Origin of the sequence: Reichenbachiella sp. (assembly GCF_965233835.1) — a bacterium.
Lineage (GTDB): Bacteria > Bacteroidota > Bacteroidia > Cytophagales > Cyclobacteriaceae > Reichenbachiella.
Genome location: NZ_OZ247585.1, coordinates 2,414,444 through 2,435,711 on the forward strand (window position 1 = coordinate 2,414,444; position 21,268 = coordinate 2,435,711).

15 protein-coding genes are annotated in these 21,268 nt (G+C 39.6%); 13 read left to right on the forward strand and 2 right to left on the reverse strand.

Annotation, left to right across the window (positions count from 1 at the left end; all coding sequences use genetic code 11):
- Positions 1-45 precede the first annotated feature (45 nt).
- From corA to ACO6S2_RS10320, 4 genes are all read left to right on the forward strand, one after another.
- Positions 46-1,053: a magnesium/cobalt transporter CorA gene (corA, locus tag ACO6S2_RS10305; protein ID WP_422362418.1), complete on the forward strand. Its 1,008-nt coding sequence runs from the start codon at positions 46-48 to the stop codon at positions 1,051-1,053.
- A gap of 103 nt (positions 1,054-1,156) precedes the next feature.
- Entirely contained in the window at positions 1,157-1,831 is a 675-nt protein-coding gene (locus ACO6S2_RS10310) for an HAD family hydrolase (RefSeq protein WP_422362419.1), read from the forward strand.
- 91 nt (positions 1,832-1,922) lie between these two features.
- The gene (gene pgi, locus ACO6S2_RS10315) at positions 1,923-3,575 is read left to right on the forward strand and encodes a glucose-6-phosphate isomerase (protein WP_422362420.1); all 1,653 of its coding nucleotides are present in this window, start codon (positions 1,923-1,925) and stop codon (positions 3,573-3,575) included.
- 57 nt (positions 3,576-3,632) lie between these two features.
- Entirely contained in the window at positions 3,633-3,998 is a 366-nt protein-coding gene (locus ACO6S2_RS10320; RefSeq protein ID WP_422362421.1) for a methylglyoxal synthase, read from the forward strand.
- Between the two features lie 9 nt (positions 3,999-4,007).
- On the opposite strand, the gene ACO6S2_RS10325 is transcribed toward ACO6S2_RS10320, so the two are convergent.
- Complete coding sequence (locus tag ACO6S2_RS10325) at positions 4,008-4,685, reverse strand: YggS family pyridoxal phosphate-dependent enzyme (RefSeq protein WP_422362422.1); 678 nt, start codon at positions 4,683-4,685, stop codon at positions 4,008-4,010.
- A gap of 118 nt (positions 4,686-4,803) precedes the next feature.
- Here ACO6S2_RS10325 and ACO6S2_RS10330 point away from each other — a divergent pair, with 118 nt between their 5' ends.
- The 9 genes from ACO6S2_RS10330 (at position 4,804) to ACO6S2_RS10370 (ending at position 20,155) form a co-directional block, all read left to right on the forward strand.
- Positions 4,804-6,360, forward strand: coding sequence for a GH3 family domain-containing protein (locus ACO6S2_RS10330; RefSeq protein ID WP_422362423.1), 1,557 nt, complete (start codon positions 4,804-4,806; stop codon positions 6,358-6,360).
- A 132-nt stretch (positions 6,361-6,492) separates the two neighbouring features.
- Positions 6,493-8,250, forward strand: coding sequence for a DUF1800 domain-containing protein (locus tag ACO6S2_RS10335; protein ID WP_422362424.1), 1,758 nt, complete (start codon positions 6,493-6,495; stop codon positions 8,248-8,250).
- A gap of 10 nt (positions 8,251-8,260) precedes the next feature.
- Entirely contained in the window at positions 8,261-9,982 is a 1,722-nt protein-coding gene (locus tag ACO6S2_RS10340) for a DUF1501 domain-containing protein (protein WP_422362425.1), read from the forward strand.
- 61 nt (positions 9,983-10,043) lie between these two features.
- The gene (locus ACO6S2_RS10345; protein ID WP_422362426.1) at positions 10,044-10,856 is read left to right on the forward strand and encodes an outer membrane beta-barrel protein; all 813 of its coding nucleotides are present in this window, start codon (positions 10,044-10,046) and stop codon (positions 10,854-10,856) included.
- 6 nt (positions 10,857-10,862) lie between these two features.
- Complete coding sequence (locus tag ACO6S2_RS10350) at positions 10,863-12,068, forward strand: hypothetical protein (protein WP_422362427.1); 1,206 nt, start codon at positions 10,863-10,865, stop codon at positions 12,066-12,068.
- 168 nt (positions 12,069-12,236) lie between these two features.
- A complete protein-coding gene (locus ACO6S2_RS10355) occupies positions 12,237-13,559 on the forward strand; it encodes a hypothetical protein (RefSeq protein ID WP_422362428.1) in 1,323 nt (440 codons plus the stop codon).
- Positions 13,552-17,763: a PKD domain-containing protein gene (locus ACO6S2_RS10360; protein ID WP_422362429.1), complete on the forward strand. Its 4,212-nt coding sequence runs from the start codon at positions 13,552-13,554 to the stop codon at positions 17,761-17,763. Before ACO6S2_RS10355 ends, ACO6S2_RS10360 begins: the two co-directional genes overlap by 8 nt.
- Before the next feature lie 19 nt (positions 17,764-17,782).
- Complete coding sequence (locus ACO6S2_RS10365) at positions 17,783-19,408, forward strand: T9SS type A sorting domain-containing protein (protein WP_422358475.1); 1,626 nt, start codon at positions 17,783-17,785, stop codon at positions 19,406-19,408.
- 129 nt (positions 19,409-19,537) lie between these two features.
- A complete protein-coding gene (locus ACO6S2_RS10370) occupies positions 19,538-20,155 on the forward strand; it encodes a LysE family translocator (protein WP_422358476.1) in 618 nt (205 codons plus the stop codon).
- Between the two features lie 69 nt (positions 20,156-20,224).
- Here ACO6S2_RS10370 and ACO6S2_RS10375 read toward each other — a convergent pair whose 3' ends face one another.
- The gene (locus ACO6S2_RS10375) at positions 20,225-21,142 is read right to left on the reverse strand and encodes a PhzF family phenazine biosynthesis protein (protein ID WP_422358477.1); all 918 of its coding nucleotides are present in this window, start codon (positions 21,140-21,142) and stop codon (positions 20,225-20,227) included.
- Positions 21,143-21,268 lie beyond the last annotated feature (126 nt).

Below are 21,268 nucleotides of genomic sequence, written 5' to 3' on the forward strand. Positions count from 1 at the left end.
GATTGTGGGGTATTTTATGATCTACTCTTTATAAACCTGAGTACCATGAACAATATTAATGCTGATATAAACCCATCTATGCTTACACTTATTCAATACAACAAAACAGCACATCATAAGGAAGAGGGAATTACGACAAGAGATGCGTTTCAGCAAATAGAAAAAACAAAGAAGATCTCATGGCTGGACATTGAAAGTCACGACCGACAAATTCTGGAGGAAGTCATTCATCTTAATGAATTTCATCCACTTACATTGGAAGACATCCTGATTATTGAATCGTTGCCAAAATTTGAAGTGTTTGACGACTATATTTTCTTTTCGGCTAATATGTTATCCATAGATCTTGAAAATGTAATCAGTCAAGAGAAGATTAGCATTGTATTGAAGAAAAACGTGCTAATCACCTTTCAAGAAGGACTTCCAGGAGACGTCTTTGATGAACTTCGCAACAAAATCAAAAGTGCTTTGGGTGTTATTCGAGCTAATCCAGTGGATTATCTGTTTTATCAAGTGCTCAATGCGATTGTGAGTAGCTATGCCCATATTGCTGAAAAGCTAAGGTTTGAAATAGAAGAGCTTGAGGATCAGATACTGACTAATGACAACTACGATGTCATGAAGGAGGTAATCAACATCAAAAGGAATGTAAATCTGATCAGACGCCACACGTTGCCTTTGCTAGATGCCGTTACCAACATGAAAACAGAGGGAGCTCAATTCTTGAGAAAAGCCAATCAAGCTTATTTGCATGATCTTCAAGATCAGGTTAAAAATATCTTGGCCTTTTGTGACACATCTCGTGAAATGCTTAGAGACATCATGGACCTGCACCATACCAATCAAAACAATGAAATGAATCGAGTGATGAAAACACTGACCATTGTTTCGGCCATTTTCATCCCAATGACATTTATTGCAGGCATCTATGGTATGAACTTTCACAGCATGCCTGAACTGAATTGGCAGTATGGGTATTTTGGTGTTTTGTCAAGCATGGGTATGATTGGTGCTACTATTTTTTATATCCTTAAAAGGAAGAAATGGCTCTAATCAGAATCGAGTTCTGATGGGAATAATTTCAAGTAAGACTTATAAAGTTATCTGCTTTCATTTCAATAATACTTCTCTAGCTTTGCCGCCTAATCCGAATGCAATGCTAGAAGCAGTAATCTTTGATATGGATGGAGTGATAATGGACAGTGAACCCATCCACTACGAAACGGAATTTGAAATCCTCAAACGTTTTGGGGTAACGGACTACCCGTTCTCAGAACATGCACAATATGTAGGCATGCGAACTCGAGACTTGTGGACAGGAAATATTGAAAAATACGGCTTGGATGCATCTTGGGAAGAGTTGACCATCGAAGGTGATGAAGCCTATATCACCGCACTGCGAGAAAGTGATTTTGATCCAATTGAAGGATTGATTGAACTTTTGGATAGAATTAAGGCCAATGGCACAAAAATGATTGTAGCTTCTTCGGCCTCTAGGGAGAATATTAAATTGGTTTTGGATAAATTTGCCATTACCCAGTACTTCGAAGGCTATGTGAGTAGCCAAGACGTAGAAAAGACAAAACCCAATCCTGATATTTTTTTGTTGGCCGCCAAAACTTTGGATGTAAATCCAGAAAATTGTGTGGTTATAGAAGATGCCAAGCACGGCGTACAGGCAGCCATTTCTGCTGGTATGAAATGTATTGGATATCGCAATTTGAATTCTGGAAATCAGGATTTGACCAAAGCTCACTTGATCGTAGAGTCTCATCATGACATAGACCTGAAAATGCTGGATGAATTGATTATTGATGCACTAAAACACTAATTTACATGGAGTCCATGCGACCATTCAGACAGGCTGCTGATAGTAGTTTTATAATGATAGGAACGTGGTACTTCAATAGACTTTAACTAATATGTTTCCAAAAGTAAATCCCGCAGAAACCAAAGCGTGGGAATCCCTAGAAAACCACTACGAGGACATTTCGAAAGACCCAATCGTCGATATGTTCGAAAATGATCCAGAGCGATTCAATAAATTCTCGATCCAATGGAAAGACTTTTTATTGGATTATTCTAAAAATATCTACTCAGATAAGACGCAGGATTTGCTGATGCAGTTGGCCAAGGACTGCCAATTGAAAGAGGCGATTGAAGCCATGTTCACCGGTGAGAAAATCAATGAAACCGAGGACAGAGCGGTGTTGCATACCGCACTCAGAAGCAATAGTAAGGAGCCTCTCGAAGTTGATGGAAAAAATGTTCGTCCGCTGATCGCGAAGGAGCTGGAAAAGATGAAGGCTTTCATTACAAAACTTCACGCTGGTGAGCTCAAAGGGTATGACGGGAAAGTCATCAAGAATATCGTAAATATAGGTATTGGTGGTTCAGACCTCGGACCGTATATGGTGACTGAGGCATTGAAACCATACCAAAAAGAAAACATCAATTCCTATTTTGTGTCTAATGTAGATGGTTCGCACCTGCATCAGGTATTGCAAAAAGTAGATGCTGCTGAGACTTTGTTTATCATCGCCTCAAAGACATTTACCACGCAAGAAACCATGACCAATGCTATTTCGGCAAAAGATTGGTTTTTGAAAGAAGCTAAAGATGAAAGTGCCATCGCGAAGCATTTTATTGCGCTCTCCACAAACAAAAAATCAGTAGAGGCATTCGGAATCGACGCTGCTAACATGTTCGAGTTTTGGGACTGGGTAGGTGGTCGCTATTCGTTGTGGTCTTCGATTGGCATGTCCATCGCCTGTGCTATTGGATATGATAATTTCAAGGAGTTGCTTGATGGCGCAGAGGCCATGGATATTCACTTCCGTGAAACTGAATTTGAAAATAACCTGCCGGTAACATTAGCGATGCTGGGTGTTTGGTACAACAATTTCTTTGGTGCCGAATCGCACGCCATCTTGCCATACGATCAATATTTGCATCGATTTGCCAGCTACTTGCAGCAAGGCGACATGGAGAGCAATGGTAAATTCATTGATAGAAACGGAGAGCCGATTGCCATCCAAACAGGGCAAATCATTTGGGGAGAACCAGGTACAAATGGACAGCATGCATTCTATCAGCTGATACATCAAGGTACCAAGTTGATTCCTTCTGATTTTATAGCTGCTGCGCAGAGTCAGAATCCAATGAGCGATCATCACGAAAAGCTTTTAGCGAATTTCTTTGCTCAGACCGAAGCCTTGATGAAAGGCAAAATGGAAGATCAGGTGATCGACGAATTGCTTAAAACAGGGATGGAAGAAGAGGATATTGATGCCTTATTACCCTTCAAAATATTTGAAGGTAATCAGCCAACGAATTCAATCTTGATCAAAAAAATCACTCCGTTCAATCTAGGTGCATTGATTGCCATGTATGAGCATAAAATTTTCGTGCAGGGCGTCATATGGAATGTGTTTAGCTTCGACCAGTGGGGTGTGGAGCTAGGCAAGCAGCTAGCTGGACAGATCCTGCCAGAACTGCAAGGACAAGAAAAAGTGACTTCTCACGACGGGTCAACGAACAGTTTGATCAATCAGTGGAAGGAGTGGAGGAAATAAAACTATAAACTCTCCTAAAGTTGATAACTTTAGGAGAGTTCTAACTGATAAAAGAATATGAGACTTGCTGTAATCGCCCATGATGGCAAAAAAGCAGAAATGGTAGGCTTCCTACTTCAAAATAAAGAGCGTATTGCTCAAGCCGATATTGTAGCTACAGGGACTACAGGTTCGCATGCCGAGAAGGCTGGGTTGAAAGTGAAAAAATTACTTTCAGGTCCAATGGGCGGTGATGCACAGATTGCTACGATGGTAGCGGAGGGCAATATGGATCTGATATTTTTCTTTAGAGACCCACAAGGCAAACATCCACATGAGCCTGATATCCAGATGCTGATGAGACTGTGTGATGTGCACAATATACCATTTGCTACAAACCCCGCAGGAGCACAGTTGCTATTAGATGGTTGGCCTAATAAATAATAGGTTCAATTATTTGGCATAATTTCTAGCACCGAATATAGTGCTTCCAATTCTTACGATGGTGCTGCCTTCTTTAACAGCTATTCGGTAATCTCCGCTCATTCCCATAGAAATTTCTTTGAGGTCGAATTGGGGATGACTGTATTTGGTTTTGATCGTTTCGTAAAAGGACTTTAAACCAGCAAATTCTTTTTTTACCTGAGATTCGTTGGAAGTGTTGGTAGCCATGCCCATCAAGCCTACAATTACTACATGCTCAAATTCACCCAACTGTCCTGATTTTAGAAATTCTTCGATTTCGTCTTCACTAAACCCAAACTTCGTGCTTTCTTCAGCGATGTGAACTTGAAGCAAACAAGGAATCGTTCGATTGTTTTTTCTGCCCTCCTTATTGATTTCTTTAAGTAGTTTGATGGTGTCCACCCCATGAATCAAATGTACAAATGGAGCAATGTACTTTACCTTATTTCGCTGCAGATGACCAATCATGTGCCATTCGATGTCCTTTGGTAATTCGCTTGCTTTATCTACCAGCTCTTGCACTTTGTTTTCACCGAAAGCCCGATGCCCATGCTCATAGGCTTCTATAATCAGCTCGTTGGGTTTGGTTTTGCTTACCGCAATGAGTTTAGCTTGTGTATTTTCTAGCTCCTTATTTATGGATTGGATTTGATCTACGACGGACATATTGATTACTTGAATTCTTAATCGTGAATTAACAAAATAACAATTAACTTAGAATAGTTCAGTGCATTATTTCTGCTAATTTGATGAATCAATTTTTTCAATCAGTTGTTCAATTCACATGGCTATTTTAGGAACATTGCTCAAACGTGGTATTCGGCTCAGAGAGAGTTTAGAGCAGGACTACGCTTCTCCCTTTGACCTTCAGAAGGCGGAACTAAGAAAACTATTGATTGCCGCAAAGGACACTTACTTTGGTCGATATCATTATTTTAAAACTATTTTAAACGGTTTTAAGGACCAGGATCAAAATCTATTTTATAGCTACTATAAGAGTAATGTGCCTATCCACGACTATAATTCTATTAACGAAGAATGGTGGTCCCAATCCAGAGAGGGAATTAAAGGAGTGAGCTGGCCAGGCAAGGTGAAATATTACGCGCTAAGTTCTGGCACCTCTGGTTCTCCATCCAAATACATTCCCGTGACCAGAGAAGCTTTGAAGTCCATGCAAAGGACTGGTGTGCGTCAGTTATTGGCACTGTCCAAACTTAAGATCGATTCCAAGTATTATGAAACTGACATATTGATGGTAGGTGGAAGTACGGATTTAAAATTCAATGGGACCTATTTTGAAGGCGACCTTAGCGGGATTACCACTGGGCAGATTCCTATTTGGTTACAGGGATTTGCCAAACCAGGAAAGAAAATTGCCAAGGCTTTGGACTGGGATACTAAGCTGGAAGAAATGGTGAGCAAAGCCAAAGAATGGAATGTAGGGGTGTTGGTCGGTGTGCCAGCTTGGATTCAGTTGTTGATGGAAAAGATAATTGAACACTACGAAGTGAAGACCATTCACGATGTCTGGCCTAATCTGAAAATATTTGTTCACGGTGGGGTGTCATTCAAGCCGTACAAAAGAGGTTTTGAAAAATTGCTTGGAGAACCCATCCACTATATGGAAACTTACTTGGCGTCTGAAGGATTTATAGCCTTTCAGGATAAGCCCAACTATTCGTCGATGAAGTTGGTTTTGAACAATGGTATATTTTATGAGTTCATTCCTTTTACCAATCAGAACTTTGATAGAAATGGTCAATTGGTGACTAACCCGGAAGTCATTAACATAGGTGAAGTAAAGGAGGGGCAGGAGTATGCGCTATTGATCAGTACCAATGCCGGAGCCTGGCGATACTTAATTGGCGATGTGATTGAATTTACCAATGAGCAAGAATCAGAAATAGTTATCAAGGGGAGAACCAAACACTTTTTGAGTCTTTGTGGTGAACACTTGTCGTTGGACAATATGAATGAGGCGCTTGAATTAACAGCCAGTCAGCTGAATATGACTGTAAAAGAGTTTACGGTTTGTGGAGAACCTTTGGATTCACTCTTTGCGCATCGGTGGTATATTGGTACAGACGATCCTGTAAATAAGGGAAGGTTCAGAAAGTTATTAGATGAAAACCTAAAGCAACTCAATGATGATTATCGTGTTGAACGATCAGCCGCACTTAAAGAGTTGTTCGTTGATTTTCTCCCCTCATCCCTGTTTTATTCTTGGATGCGAAGTGAAGGTAAGGAAGGAGGACAGCATAAATTTCCTCGTGTATTGAATGCAGAGCGGCAAAAAAGCTGGAATCAGTTCATCGCGACTAAGACTAGCGTTACGATCTGAGTAGGCATTTGAAGATTTAAATAAAAAATCTACAAATAGTTATATTATTTCTTAGTATAGTTCGTTTTGAATCATATTTAAGATAATATTGTATCAGGCTCTTTGCCTATTAGAAACTATAAATCACCTGTTATGCCACTAACCGCTTTGGCTGGAGCGCTTGGAAGAAAGCGAGCGGCACATTTGCTAAGGAGGGCTACGTTCGGAGCGACTAAAGCACAAATTGATCAGGTGGCGGCTATGACCGCCAGCGAAGCGATGGACTTGCTGTTCATCACAGTAGGTCTACCAGACCCCGAACTCCCTATTGATCTTGCTACTGGTGAGGAGTGGATTACCACCCCAAGAACGGATGCTAATACTAGCGATAGGGGATTGAATGCTTATTTGAAGTCCTGGCACTTTGGACAGTTACTTGCCTTAGGTGTGGCTGATAATCAAGCTTTATCCTACGCCACAAGAGAAAAAGTCACTTTTTTACTACACACCATATTTACAACCTTAGAATCTAAAGTTGCCAACAGTACATCTATCTATTATCAGAATGCTTTGTTTAGAAAATTTAGTTTTGACGACAATGGAGATTCTGATTTCAATTTTAAAACTTTGTCAAAGAAGGTTTGTGTGGAAAATGCCATGCTGCGTTTTCTCGATGGTGATAGCAATGTACTGGGAAGCCCAAATGAAAATTTTGGTCGTGAGTTTCTTGAACTGTTTTCGATTGGGCGAGGCCTAGAAGGTTCCCTGTCACCATTGCCGGCTCCAGGAGATTATTTCAACTATACTGAGCAGGATGTGCAAGCTGCTGCGTTGGTATTCTCAGGATTCAACATTGATGATACTTATAGTAACATAGATGAAGATACCGAGTTGCCGAGAGGAGTTGTACGGGGCGGAACCATTGCGTCATCTCATGACAATTCAACCAAGCAGTTTAGTTACCGCTTCAATGATGCCACGGTCACTCCTGACCCTGATTTGTTGCAAGGTGGCTCCCCAACGGAGGAAAGTGCTTTGGACGAAATTGATCAACTCGTTGAAATGATCTATGATGTGTCTGATGAAGCCGCACGAAACATTTGTCGAAAAATCTACCGATTCTACGTCTATTATGACATTGATCAAACGTTAGATGATGATATCATTGATAACCTCACTCAGACCTTTATTAACGGAGGTTATAAAATTCAGCCGGTGCTCATGGATTTGTTCCAAAGCGAACATTTTTACGAAGATGGCGCAGGGACTGACAACGACCATTTCGGTTCTATCATTAAATCACCTATGGACCTTACTTTAGGTACATTGAAGATGATGGAAGTAACGATTCCAGACTACGCCACAGATCTGGAGAACTACTACACTTTCATGGGCAATATCCAGCAGTCTATGAATAGCCAGGGTATGGTGTATTACGAGCCACCCGAGGTGGCAGGCTATCCTGCCTATCATCAATTTCCAGTATTTAATAGAAGCTGGATTAGTACCAATTACTTGGCTGAGCGTTATCAATTTGCTCAGCAATTGGTAGATAACATGAATGCTGATGAGCCAGGAGGTGTTGGTGTGGATGTGGTTCAGTTTGTGAAGGATAATTTTTCCTCTGTAGCTGCCGATGCTAATGACTTAATCATCGAACTGTGCAGATATTTCCTTCCAATGAATGATAATTTGACCTTTGATGCGGCAGGAGATGATTCGTCTGAAATTACGGCAGAGCGCCTGAACTATTTTCTAATGGCCTTTTTGTATTCTCCACAGATTGACGCCGATCCTGAAGGGTCATGGAATTTTAGGTGGACCAACTTAGAAGACGGCGAGGTAGTAGAAACTCAGTTGAAGAACCTCTTCAACGCCATCTTGCAATCACCAGAATACCAACTCTCATAACCCTAGCGTAATGAAAAGAAGAAAATTTCTAAAGAAAATCCCATTGGCGGCTGGCGTACCCTTTGCCATCAGTGGTGTACCGATAAACCTAATCGCAAAAAACAGCTATTACCAGCAAATGGCTGCTAGTAGTACTAATGATAGGGTCATAGTCATACTCCAACTCTCAGGAGGTAACGATGGAGTGAATACAATTATTCCGGTGGATCAATATGATCAGTATTACAATCGACGAGCGAATATTGCTATACCAGCAAAGAATGGTGCAAGAAGATACATTCCATTGGATAGCACCTTAGCGTTGGAAGATCAAATTGGTTTGCACCCAGATATGCAGGGTGTTAAAGACCTCTACGATCGAGGTCGAATGGCCATAGTTCAAGGGGTATCCTATAAGAATAACAATGGTTCTCACTTTCGTGGAAGAGATATTTGGAATATGGGCGGAGGTGTGGATGATTTTTACTCATCGGGCTGGGTTGGTCGCTATCTTCAGAGTCAATATGCACCACAGGTATATCCAGATGATTTTCCTAATGAAAATATGCCAGACCCATTGGCCATTGAGCTTGGTAGTGATGTATCCCTAGTTTTTCATCAGCAAGGAAACATTCCTTCCTCAATTTCACTTGGAGGCAATCCGCAAGGTTTTGCTAACTTGATCGAAAGCCTGGATGGCTTTGTAGATCAAGGGACTGATCCTAGAGGCCGCCCGCCAGAGTATTTGTTGGATTCTCCTTATTGGAAGGAGATGAATTGGATTTTGGGCTTGGAAGATAAGTCGGAGGATTATGCTGCACGATTATTGGAAATATATAAAAGGGCAAACGATCCCACAGTTACCTATCCTGATGTATATCCATATAATGCCCCAGATGGTGCAAAAACTAATAGACTAACACCCCAGTTAAAATTGGTAGCAAAGTTATTAGATGGTGGAGGACCAGGCCTTGGAGCCAAAACCAAGGTTTTCCTTGTGAAAGTTGGTGGCTTCGATACACACGCCGATCAGGTTGAGTCTTACGATCCTACCATGGGTAACCATGCTTCTTTATTGTACCATATTTCTTCTGCTATGAAGGCGTTTCAGGATGACCTGAAAGCCAGAGGTATTGAAGATCGAGTACTGACTGTAACCATGTCCGAGTTTGGTAGAAGAATCGGATCCAATGGTAGTTATGGTACCGATCACGGTACTGGTGGGCCGATGTTTATTTTTGGTAAAGGTGCTAATGCTGGAGTATATGGAACCAATCCAGATATGACTGAAAATAATGTCGGGATGCAGTATGACTATCGTCAGATCTATGCCAGCATATTGGAAGACTGGATGCAGGTAGATAAAAGCGTGATCACTAATGATATCTTTTTCAATAACTATATAGATGGTACTAATGATGACGGTGAGGCTGTAGAAAAGGTAGAAGTCTCGAAGTCGGTAATTGATGGAGTTGAGGACTTTATTACTCACCGGTTTCACTTAAAAGAGTGTTATCCTAACCCTGCTCAAGGCGAAACCAAAATTGGCTTTTATCTCAATACTCCAGCTCAGGTCAGTCTTCGACTTTATGATAATAAAGGAAAATTCGTGAAGCATATATTAAAGGAGCAAAAAACTATAGGAGAGCATGAGGTGACGCTAGACGTCTCCCAGCTCAAACCAGGAACTTATATCTATCGAATAGATGCTGGACTTTTAAAAGACTCGAAAAAACTAATTGTTAAGAACTAAACATATGAATCGCTCATTTCGATTGTTATTACTTTTTTGTTTGCTATTAGCCTTTGAAGGCATGGCACAACGAAAAGGCCAACCCAAAAAACCACCCAATCCATTGAAGCAGTTTCTTCAAACGCAATTTTGGATTGGACTAAAGGGGGGACCCAATTTGACCAAAGCTAACCCAACTCAATTCCATTCTACATTTGAGGGAGTAGATTTTCTGGATGCTGAGCTTGATAAGGACTATGATAATTTTAAAGCTTTGGGTTCTCAAGTAGGTTTGGAGTTTGTGTTTTATCATCGTGGATTTTCGTTGGCCTTCTTTCCCAATTACTCAAGGTTCAATTTTACTTATCACAATTCCTACACTTACGAATCCGCAAGTAATCCTGATGATATGGTTATTCTCAATTATGACCAGAAGAATCATTTGGAATACATCGACCTGCCTTTGATGTTTAAGTATGACATACTTCAGGAAAAACTCAGGCCTTTCGTGCAAATCGGAGCGTATTACAGCCGTTTGCTTAATGCCAACAAGGAAGTCCAAATTGAAAATAATGATATGGCAGCAGGGGCAGTTCAGCCTTATCAACCTCCAGCTATCATTGTAGGTGCTAAAGATGTGTTCATTGGTTCATCTCTTGGTATTATGGCCGGCGTTGGCGTTCACTATGATCCTGGGAATATTCGTCTTTCTCTGGATATCAACTATCGATATGGATTGAATAATATCGCAAGCGCGGCTAATAGATATTCGGATAATCGACTGGCGGCTTCTGGTGACGCCATGGATGATCTTACTATAGATAATATTACTATGAATGTAGGCGTATTTTTCCCTATGCGGTTTATTAGCAAAAGTTTTAATTCTGATTTTTAGTCTCTTATGAAAATACAATTAACAAATATACTCTTTGGAATGGCTGCTTTGTTGGCCGTTTCAGCCTGTGATATAGGAGATAATAAAGATGTAAATCCGGCAGATTCCTTCTTGAGAATTTATGATAGTCATCAGTTTGATCATGCCATTAGTCCGGTAGATGTTACAGAGACCAGTGAAAATGGTTATTTGCTGTTGGGAAATTATAGACGAGATGATACGGACTTTTTAGGGACGTATATAGCTAGTACAGACGAGGAAGGTCAGTTTATACGAAACACCTACATGCGTGACAACAATGTACATCCGGTGGGTGAATTTTTGGTCTTAGGTGGTCAGCACTATTTTGTAAGCATGGATGCCGTAAGTCTTCAAGCTTATTTGAATCAGGTGGATGATTCCGCACGAGTAGTAAGCACGATTGGTATTGGCGCTACCTATCCTATGTTTGCTCAAAATGATGGAGCGGATCAGTTCGTGCTATTAAGTTATAACCCAGTGAATAGAACTACTGTTTTGTCAATTCATGGATTGGATGGAGCGACTATAGGTACACCAAGGGAGTTTGGTATTGGCGCAGGTCAAGACGTAGAAGAACCAATTATAGATCATTTTACCCGCACGGGTAGGGAGTTACCGTTTTTTGCAGGTAAAACGGCTGGAGGAACCTACTATGCCAATGGTTTTTATAATTATACCTTGTCATTGCTTTTTACAGACTTGAGCAGTGATTCCCCATCCGGGGTGATCCAGGGTCAACAAGACGAGGGTGGTATTAGTGGTTTGCTTCCTTTGAATGGCGATAATTTCGCTCTTTCTAGATTTAACTATGGAGACCAATATGCTAGCGGTCTAACTACGCTCAGTACTACAGGAACTACTTCAGCTAGTGATATTGATAGTCACGCTATGTTGGAATGGGAGACAGATGGAAAGGTAAAGATGACTACAATTACATTGAACGAATCCGATTATATCATCATAGCCACTACCACTAAAAATCAACAGATCGTTCTTCATTTCTATGACAATACTGGGGCTTATGTTGGTGTCGACTATCTTGGTTTTTCGAGCCCCTATCAGCTAGGAGCTATTCAGGTTACTTCTGACAATGGTTTAGCTATATTGGGATCTATTCAAGTGGCAGGTAAATTTCAAAGAATATGCCTGTTCAAGAAATCTGAAAAGCAATTGCTAGAATTGGTTGAGTAGTTTTTTATAAAAAATAATAATTTCTATCACTTCTATTTTTTCTTGAGATCAAAAAATTATACCAGAGTAATTGAAATTATTTGATGATTTGAAGTATTGTTTTGTGTCGGAAAATTTATTAGTGATTGATTTTTTGTTTTGATTTCATTGCTATCTTAGTAGTCAATAATGAAGAAATACCTAGCCTTAATTCTAATTCTCCTTTTGGCGGGATTAGGATGGTACTTATTTAAGCCAAAAACCATTCAAAAGAACGCGAGCGACTTTCCCATCGAAGAGTCGACAAAGGACACGGTTAAAATTCAGGACAGTCCCGAGGTATGGGATAAAGATGTTGCAAGTGAACAAGATACCCTTCTAAAACAAACGAGGCGCTCAGATCAAAAGACCCAGCTCTCGGTAAAGAAAATAGACCAAGTTCCTACTGAAAATATGGGCCTTTTGGTTTCTGGTGAGTATGAGGTGTCTTTTGAACAAAAAACAAATGAGTCAAACAGAATATTAGTCAACGGGGTAGGTGCCGGATTATTAGAGAAAGGGGAGATGCCTGTACATCTGACGGGCAACTCTTTATATACAACCCAGAAAAAAGGAGATTGCGTCTATGGCGATGGCACTTTTACTGTGAGAGAAAAGACGATTAACGGGTCAGAGTTAGTGGATAAAACAATATCCGAATTCCCATGTAGCGGCCGTACCATTCATTTTTTTGAAAATGGCGATTTTGTGTTCAGGCAAAGTGGGGAAGGTATCAGCTTAGGTTTTCAGTTTTATGACAGTCAACAACAGTTAGTTAATTCCTATTTGCCTGAATCAGAGGATAGAATAAGCTATGTTGATATTTATGAAGACAAGTTATTAATTGGCGAGTCGCCAACTACCGGGGATACGCTTAATACCTTTGTGTTGACCGATAATTTGGGAAAAATATTATTTAAAAAAAAACTTGCATTAGTGGGTGATGTAGGGAAAATACTTGCTTCAAGAAGTTATGTAGCATTATACGTCTATAGTGATTTTCCAAAAATCACTCATACGCTCATGATATTGGACCTGTCAGGTAATTTAGTTTCAGAGGCCTTGATAAATGGGCCCGTTCAAAATTGGACTTTTACCAACAGTATTGAGCCCAGCTTGCTCATCGGATATCCAGATCACTTAGAAACTCGTAATCCAAAAACGGCAGAAGTGATTAATGACTGGAGCTTTATTGAATTGTACACCGAGAATGATATTCGTTCAAGTCGTTCTGATAACTACATCGAGTTAGTGGATTTTGTAGCACTCGATGGGCGTCAAACCGGTATTTTATTTAGTCAGCCTGTCAATGGAAATGCTTTCGTCAATAATTTGATCTTTATTTTCTCCGAAGAGGGTGCTGGCAAAAAGAAGTTTATTTCTCTAGAGAATTCTAGTTATAAGCCACAGATCAAAAGTCGACACTCTGACATATCTGTAATGCTTGACGGTAAAATTTCTAATTATGATTAAGAAGCCTAACATTTTTGTAATTCTATTTTTTTTAGTTACCAAAACATACTTCACTTATTCGCAACAAACTTGGCCTTTCAACGACGCTGGCGGTAACGTGGTAAGAGGAAAGATATCAGGAACAGTTGGTGACTTCAGAGGATCAGCTGCCACGTCGAGGTTTCACGCAGGTGTGGATATGGTTAGTCCTCTAGACAATCTTGGTGCTGAAGACGGTGATACTGATACATTTGATGAAGATCAGGCCGTTTATTCCATGCACGCTGGTACGGTCTATGTTGCGAATCCTAATGACTATTGGAATGATTATATTAGAGTTACCCTAACTAACGGCAGACGTGTATATTATAAACACACACTTCCTGCTACTTATGATCCTGTTACTAACACCAATGTCGTCGCTATTACTACTGGAAGTACTGTAGCTGTTGGAGATTATTTGGGTTTGATGATCGAAAGTACAAACCAGCATGTTCATGTTAATGATAATGACGAGACAGGAAATGGAAATTCATTACCAGGTATAACCAATTGGATTAATAATAATGTTTCTCCCTTTACTGACTCAGGCAGCCCTGATTTTGTATTTCCGTTTAATTCAGGTGAGGCCTCTGTTGGTGAGAATGATGCCAACAACACAAGTGTTGAAAATAACGCAGTTGAGTTTCGCCAAAATGGCCATTTACATGACAATGCAGAGAATGAATTGACAACAACGAGCACGGTTGAAAACGTGACGCATAAAGTAGTTTATAATAAGGTGGATATCGTGTCCAGAATGCGAGATAGACATATTTTGTCTGACGGCAGTGCTTCAACTAGCGGAAATAATGGAATAAACAGAGCCAGTTTTGAAGTTTTAGATCATACAAATGCAAGTAGAGGAGGAGAAATTGAAAATATCAATTTTAATCAGGTCCCCGATAATGATCGTGCAGATTTTGTTTTTGATTCTAGGTCTAATCAGTCACGACACGTTTATATTTTAACGGCAAATCCCAGTGCCACTAATCAAGTGTATGATCGTTTTTTAAATACTGGTCTAAGAACGGGGCAAACAGAAGATTGGGATTTACAAAACAGAGGAAACAAAGACGCACGTTCGAATAGTGAGGCGTACTTCAAGGACGGAAAATATACACTCAGATTACGTGCACGTGACATTGCTAACGCAAATAACACGGCTAGTAATACCACCACAAGAGATGCATTCATGGTTGTCGACAACTTCAAACCTTATATCAAGACCGTATTTTTGATTTCCGAGCCGGTAACTGAAATATTCTATGATCGAGACTGGGTATGGAACAATGGGACTCTTGATTTTGGCCCTGACACGAGTACTGGAACTTCTCCTGAAGAGGGACAGAACATATCGGTTAGTGTTATCTCTAGTGAGCCAATGAAATCAGTAAGTATTTCCATTCCTACATTGGGTATTATAAATCAACCAATGACAGCTCTTGAAAACACCGTAGAAGAGGACTTAAATTGGCAGTATACGATCCAGGCCGCAAGCACACTGGCCGGTACGCATGCGATTGAATTTACTGGTCAAGACTATGCCAATAACCACATCCAAAGTGATCCTTCTCAAATTCCGATAAGAAATGCGAACGGCACTTGGAATGGCATAGTGAATGGGGGAGTTTCAAACCCTGATGAAAACCACTCTTTCGAGATTTTTGGAGAAACTTGTGACTCGCCTGGAGGAAGAATAGCAGGTGCATGTCCTTTGCATGCCGATTTCAGCCATTTGATGGATTCTTCAATTCCCTTAACCGTTAATTTCACAGACCGCTCAACGCCTTCTGACGAAATAACAGCCTGGTCCTGGGACTTTGGTGATTTTACATCTTCTTCTCAGCAAAACCCATCACATTCGTACAGTTCACCGGGCGACTACATGGTAGAGTTAACTGTAAGTAGGGGAGCTGAGCAAGAGAATATAAGCTACACCATCAATGTATCTAATGATCTGAATCCAATATTTACAACATCAGATACACAAGGAAGCAAACCCCTTTCTGTAACTTTCAATAGCTCGGCATCTACAGGGATCATCACTTCGAGGACTTGGGAGGTCTCACCAGCCTCCGGTTTTCGCTATACTTCGGGAAATCAATCATCCACGAACCCTACTATTGAATTTTATGATGCGGATATTTATCAAGTAAAATTAAAGGTCAGTGATGGTGTCAATGAAGTGGAATCTGCCCCGGTAGAAATAAGTGCGCAGTCCGGTATAGATGCAGTGGCCAATTTTGATTTCACCAATCCCGCTTATGAAAATAGCCCGGTCGAATTTAGCAGTTTCAAGTCCTTCATGCCATGTCCTAACTTGTTTGGTTATTCATGGAGTTTTGGTGATGGAGGCACTAGTGACCAGATTAATCCGAACCATTCTTATTCCACAGCTGGTCAATATACAGTGACTCTTTGCATAACTGATAATTGTGGATCTTCCGATTGTACGTCCAAAACACTTACGGTCCTTGACGTTGGCGCTGGTCTGACGCCTGCATTTAGCCCTCAAAATATTCGTATAAGAGCAGGGCAAGAAGTTGTTTTTACTGATCTGTCATTTCCCTCTAGCAGTATTAAAAAATGGAACTGGTATCTGGAACTGCCAGGAAACCATACAGGTTATCCCTATGGATATGAACCATTACAATATTTCATCTGGAATAATCAGACTTTCTATGAAAAATATACTCCCTACACGTACAACACCGCTGGAACATATAAAGTCAAATTGGAAGTTAGCAGCAGTTTCGAAAGTCAAGACCCAGGCCCAATTGCTGAAACTACAGTCATAGTTGAAGAAACTCCTGAATTACCCTCAAGTCAAAATCTAGGATTACCTACTGACTATCCGATTAAAGACATGGTAATGTATGAAGATTACCTGGCAGTAATTGTTGGTAGCAGTAACACACCTGGTACACCAACCGACTATATCTATGTATACAAACAAACCAATAATTCATGGAGTAAAATTGCTCAGTTATGTAATTTTTGTGGAGGATCCGGAACACCTCAATGGGATTGGTTAAATCGGTATTCGAAAATTGCCATGTACGACGAAACTATTGCAGTAATTTATGATTCTCAATTTGATAATCGGATTATTATGTTTGATAAAGGCCCAGGTGAGTGGAGTGATATGAATGCCCCAACGCAGCGTCTTTGTCTCGATGCCAATCGTTGTGGAGATTATCCTGATGGAAATGAAATAGAGATAGCTGATATTGCTATGGGTGATGATAGAATTGCGCTAGGGACTATTGAGAATGATCATGGGGCAAAAAAGAAATTCGTCTATGCGATAAATAAGAAAAATGGCGAATGGCCATTTTTGGAACGTTGGAGTGGATCAGACATTCAGAAAGTGCAGGTGGGAAGTTCTAGCGGCTCAGGCTTTAATGATATTGCTATTTCCGGAAATACCATTGTAGCGGAGTTTATTGGGAAATTGCATGTGTTGGAATATAGCTCCTCCTGGACAGAGGTTGCAACATTATCGACCAGCTCCTCTTATGGCTATGTTGATATAGAAGGGACCTCAATTGTTGCTTCAAGAAGGAGTAGTACCAACAATGTTTTTGATGATCCTGTAGCTTATGTTTGGGAAAAGCCAATTAATGGTGGCTGGGTGAATAACCAATCGCCTAGCGCCTATTTAACTCTCTATTTTGATGGAAATTATGACGAACATACGTACATGGGTGCGGGCAACGTAGCTATTTCCAAAGGTCATGTTTACGTAGATGTGAAGTATGGAGGAGGATCTTCCGGCACCAACTATGTCTCCTATATTTATGAAAAAGAATACGGTTTGTGGACATCAATGAAGGAAGCTTCTATTTTGGCCCAGGGAAACCCGCTACAAAAGGGAACCATGTATGGAGATGAAGTTACCGTTTGGGTGGAAAGAACTGACAGGCTTTGGATGTATGATCTGACTAGTTATTGTCAGACGGATAAATACGACAATAAGAATTTTGTTTTGTCTGCAGGAAACTGGCCAAAAGTTAAAGCGGGCTCAATTAGCCTCGGTGGGGGAACTGGTGCCGCAACCATTCAGTCTGGGGCTAAAATCAACTACGAAGGAAATGTTGTTGTACTTAAACCAGGGTTTAACGCAAAAAACGGATCCACCGTTCATATCAAGCTCGTTAACTGTGATCAATTCGACTATTAAAAAATCTAAAACTGAAACTATGAAATATTTGAAGTTATTCACTCTGGTATTTGTTTCACTATTAATGGCAATGAAATCAATTGCCCAAGAAACATCAAAAGATTGGGTGTTTAGTTCTGGAGGACAGTGGTCGGATCAGGCCAATGCCATTGTAACCGATAGCCAGGGCAATATATACGCTACAGGAAGTTTTCAGGGCAAAATGAATATTAAGAGCAAAACGTTAAAATCTGATGGAGACACGGACATATTCATCGCTAAATTTAATGAATCAGGTGAATTGTTATGGGCAAAGCGAGCAGGAGGAAAAGTAAGAAAAAGAAATACAATAACTGAATTTGGATCCGATTTAGTTTTAGTAGATGATAAATATCTATATGTAACTGGTGCATTTTCTTTGATAGCAAATTTCGAAAATGAAAATATTGAATCGAATGGACAAGATGATGTTTTCATTGCTAAATACACAACTGATGGAAAATTGGAATGGGTCAGAAGTGCAGGAGGTTCTAGTCAAGATATTGTATATGCATTAGATGCTGACCATTATGGTAATATTTACTTGACTGGTTCCTTTCAGAAAAATGCCAACTTTGGAAGTTTTGTACTTGAATCTTCTAATTTGACTGAAATGTTCGTTGCAAAACTTACGTCATATGGAAAATTTGAATGGGTTAAGCAGTCATCCAGTAACTCTATGAGTGCAGGAAAGTCTCTTAAATGTATTAATGATTATTGTATAATTGGAGGAGAGTATAAAGGAGGCATGAAGCTTTTGAACACAGAGATTTCATCAAAAGGCGAAGGAGATTTGTTTTTCACGAAACTAGATCTAGAAGGAAATCTGGTCTGGCTAAATACACTTGGAGGACGAGGATCAGAAAAGTTGGGGGACATTGACATCAAAAAGGATCAAATATACTTTGTAGGAAATTCTAACGAATCATTTCAAGAGCTACCTCAAATGATAGATAAAGATGCCATTCTAGGTTCTTTATCTATAGATGGTAATTTAAACTGGCTAAAAAGTTTTGGAGGTACAGGAAATGATTTAGGAAAAACACTTGCAATCACAGAGAATGAAGAAATTATTATTTCAGGCATATTTGAAAAGAATCTGTCAATTGATGTATATGAATTAATAAGCACTAAGCATCAGAGTGCTTTTCTGGTTTCAATGAATAGCAGAGGAGATGTTAATTGGGGGGAGAATTTAGGTGGTAGTAGTCAGCATCAAGTCAACGATATAGGACTTTATAATGGTAATGTATTTATGACAGGGTTTATGAGAGGTAAAATTGACTTGTTTGGAGAGCAAATTAATTCAGTTGGTTCATCTGATATGTTTTTTTTGAAATTGAATAGTATTTATGAGGAAAAAGATATAGTTATTTCTGATATGATTCATGTATATCCAAACCCAAGTGAAGGGTTGTTTACTTTGCAATCGGATCCGTCATTAGAGGCAGAAGATGTAAGGATTGAAATATTTGACATGCAAGGAGTGCTATTATTTAGTAAGACTTATGAGAATGATTTGTCAAAGGATTACAGAGTGGATGTAAGTAAAATTAGTTCTGGTTTGTATTTATTAGAGGCATCGTTTGATGGTAAGTCTTATTCTAAAAGAATTATCATTAAATAATCTCTTTTTTAGACTGTGCTCAATTGAAATAATAAAATTCTAATCATTTATTTTTTTGCTGGAAACATTAGATTAAACTTAAACTTTTGTGCTTCTATTCAAGAATAGTTAAAATTTAATATATAGTTATTGTTAGTTGCTTACCTCATAGGACTTTCAGCTGGTCTTGTACCCGCTCTTTCCACAGGTCCTGTTTTTTTGACTTTAGTTCAGAATGCCATCGATCATGGTTTTAAAAAGGCCATCTATTTTGTTGTAGGTGTAGCGCTGACTGATACTTCCATTATTTTATTGACCTGGCTTGGCTTAAGTCAGCTATCAGATGGGAGTGAACCACCGGCTGAGCTGTCGATAGGAGGAGGCTTGCTGCTGATTCTCTTCGGTTTGGTCTTTATCTTTAAAAAAGAAAAGGAGCAAAAGCCTGCTGCACCTTCTTCTACTCATTTACAGAAGTTCGGATTGTTTACGCAGGCCATCATGCTCAATGCCATTAATCCTATCATCTGGGGGTTTTGGGCAGCTATATCCAACTATGCCATCACTGAATTTAATGACAACACCAGTGAACTGTTATTCTTTTTGGGAGTATTGAACATGGTATGGGTAACAGATGTGCTGAAAGCATATTACGCACAAAAGTTGAATAAATATTTGAATGAGAAGTTTAAGAGGTATCTGAGAATAGGTATAGGCTCAATTCTTACCATTCTTGGGTTGAAACTGATTGTAGAGTTTTGGTTGAACTAAACCTGTTAAATAGAACCTCTTTCTAGAGATGACTGTTAATGTTTGCTTCAACTTGATGGTTTTAAGACACTAAATGTACCACTTACCGCTGCCAACATCCTTTACGTTTCCTCCAACATTTATAGAGTATTTACCATCGGCGAGAGAGCCTTCTAAACTGATCAATGACTTCCTCTTCATTTGATATCCTTGTTCTACCTGAGCTTTAATTTTTTTGGAATCGTTCCTTAAAAGATAAGCCAAAAAGCAACCATTTGCACTGCCAGTAGCTGCGTCCTCTATCAGATGATTATTTTCATAGCAAAACATTCTTGCACTGTAGTCGCTAGATTTTTCAGCAGTTTCATCAGCTACAAAGAACAGAGAGGTTGTGAGTCCGAGTGGACTATTGGTTTTAAATCGACCTGTTTGATTTAAAAAATCAAAAACTTTTTTCGGTTGAAGTTTTATTCTGTTTAGAATTTCTAGGCCACGAACGAGTATGATTATATATGGTAATCCTGTGCTGATTTCCTCAATGGGAAATTTTAGATCTAAATCATCATGAGATAAACCGAGCCCATCGACGATCATTTGATGACTATAGGTGGATAGAAAATCAGGTTGAGCTTGCTGCATGACATATTCACTATTATCCACGTCAAATCTATTGTTGAGTCTTATATCTATTTTGGCATGTTTAAGATTGAGGGTGATTTTCTCTTTAGGTAGGTTGATCAGGTATTTGGATATCACAAAGGCTGTACCCAGAGAAGGATGGCCTGCAAATGGTACTTCATATTCAGGTGTGAAAATTCGAACGTCAAATTGTTCATTTTGATGATTTTTCTTAATGAAAGTGATTTCTGAGAAATTTAGTTCTCTTGCAATCTGAAGCATGTGGTCATGCGTTACTACATCTTCGTAATCAATAAAAACAGCTAATTGATTTCCTCCATACTTGGAAGAAGTAAATACGTCCACGAGATGGTAGTCTATTTGTGTCATAGTAGGTTCGGATCAGGGGTTCAAATGGGTAATATTGGGTGTTCAAAGTAAAAAAGCCTTCTTGATTATCTAGAATGAATTGCAGCAACTAATCTTGGGATAGGTCTCTTAGGAGGCATCTTTTGC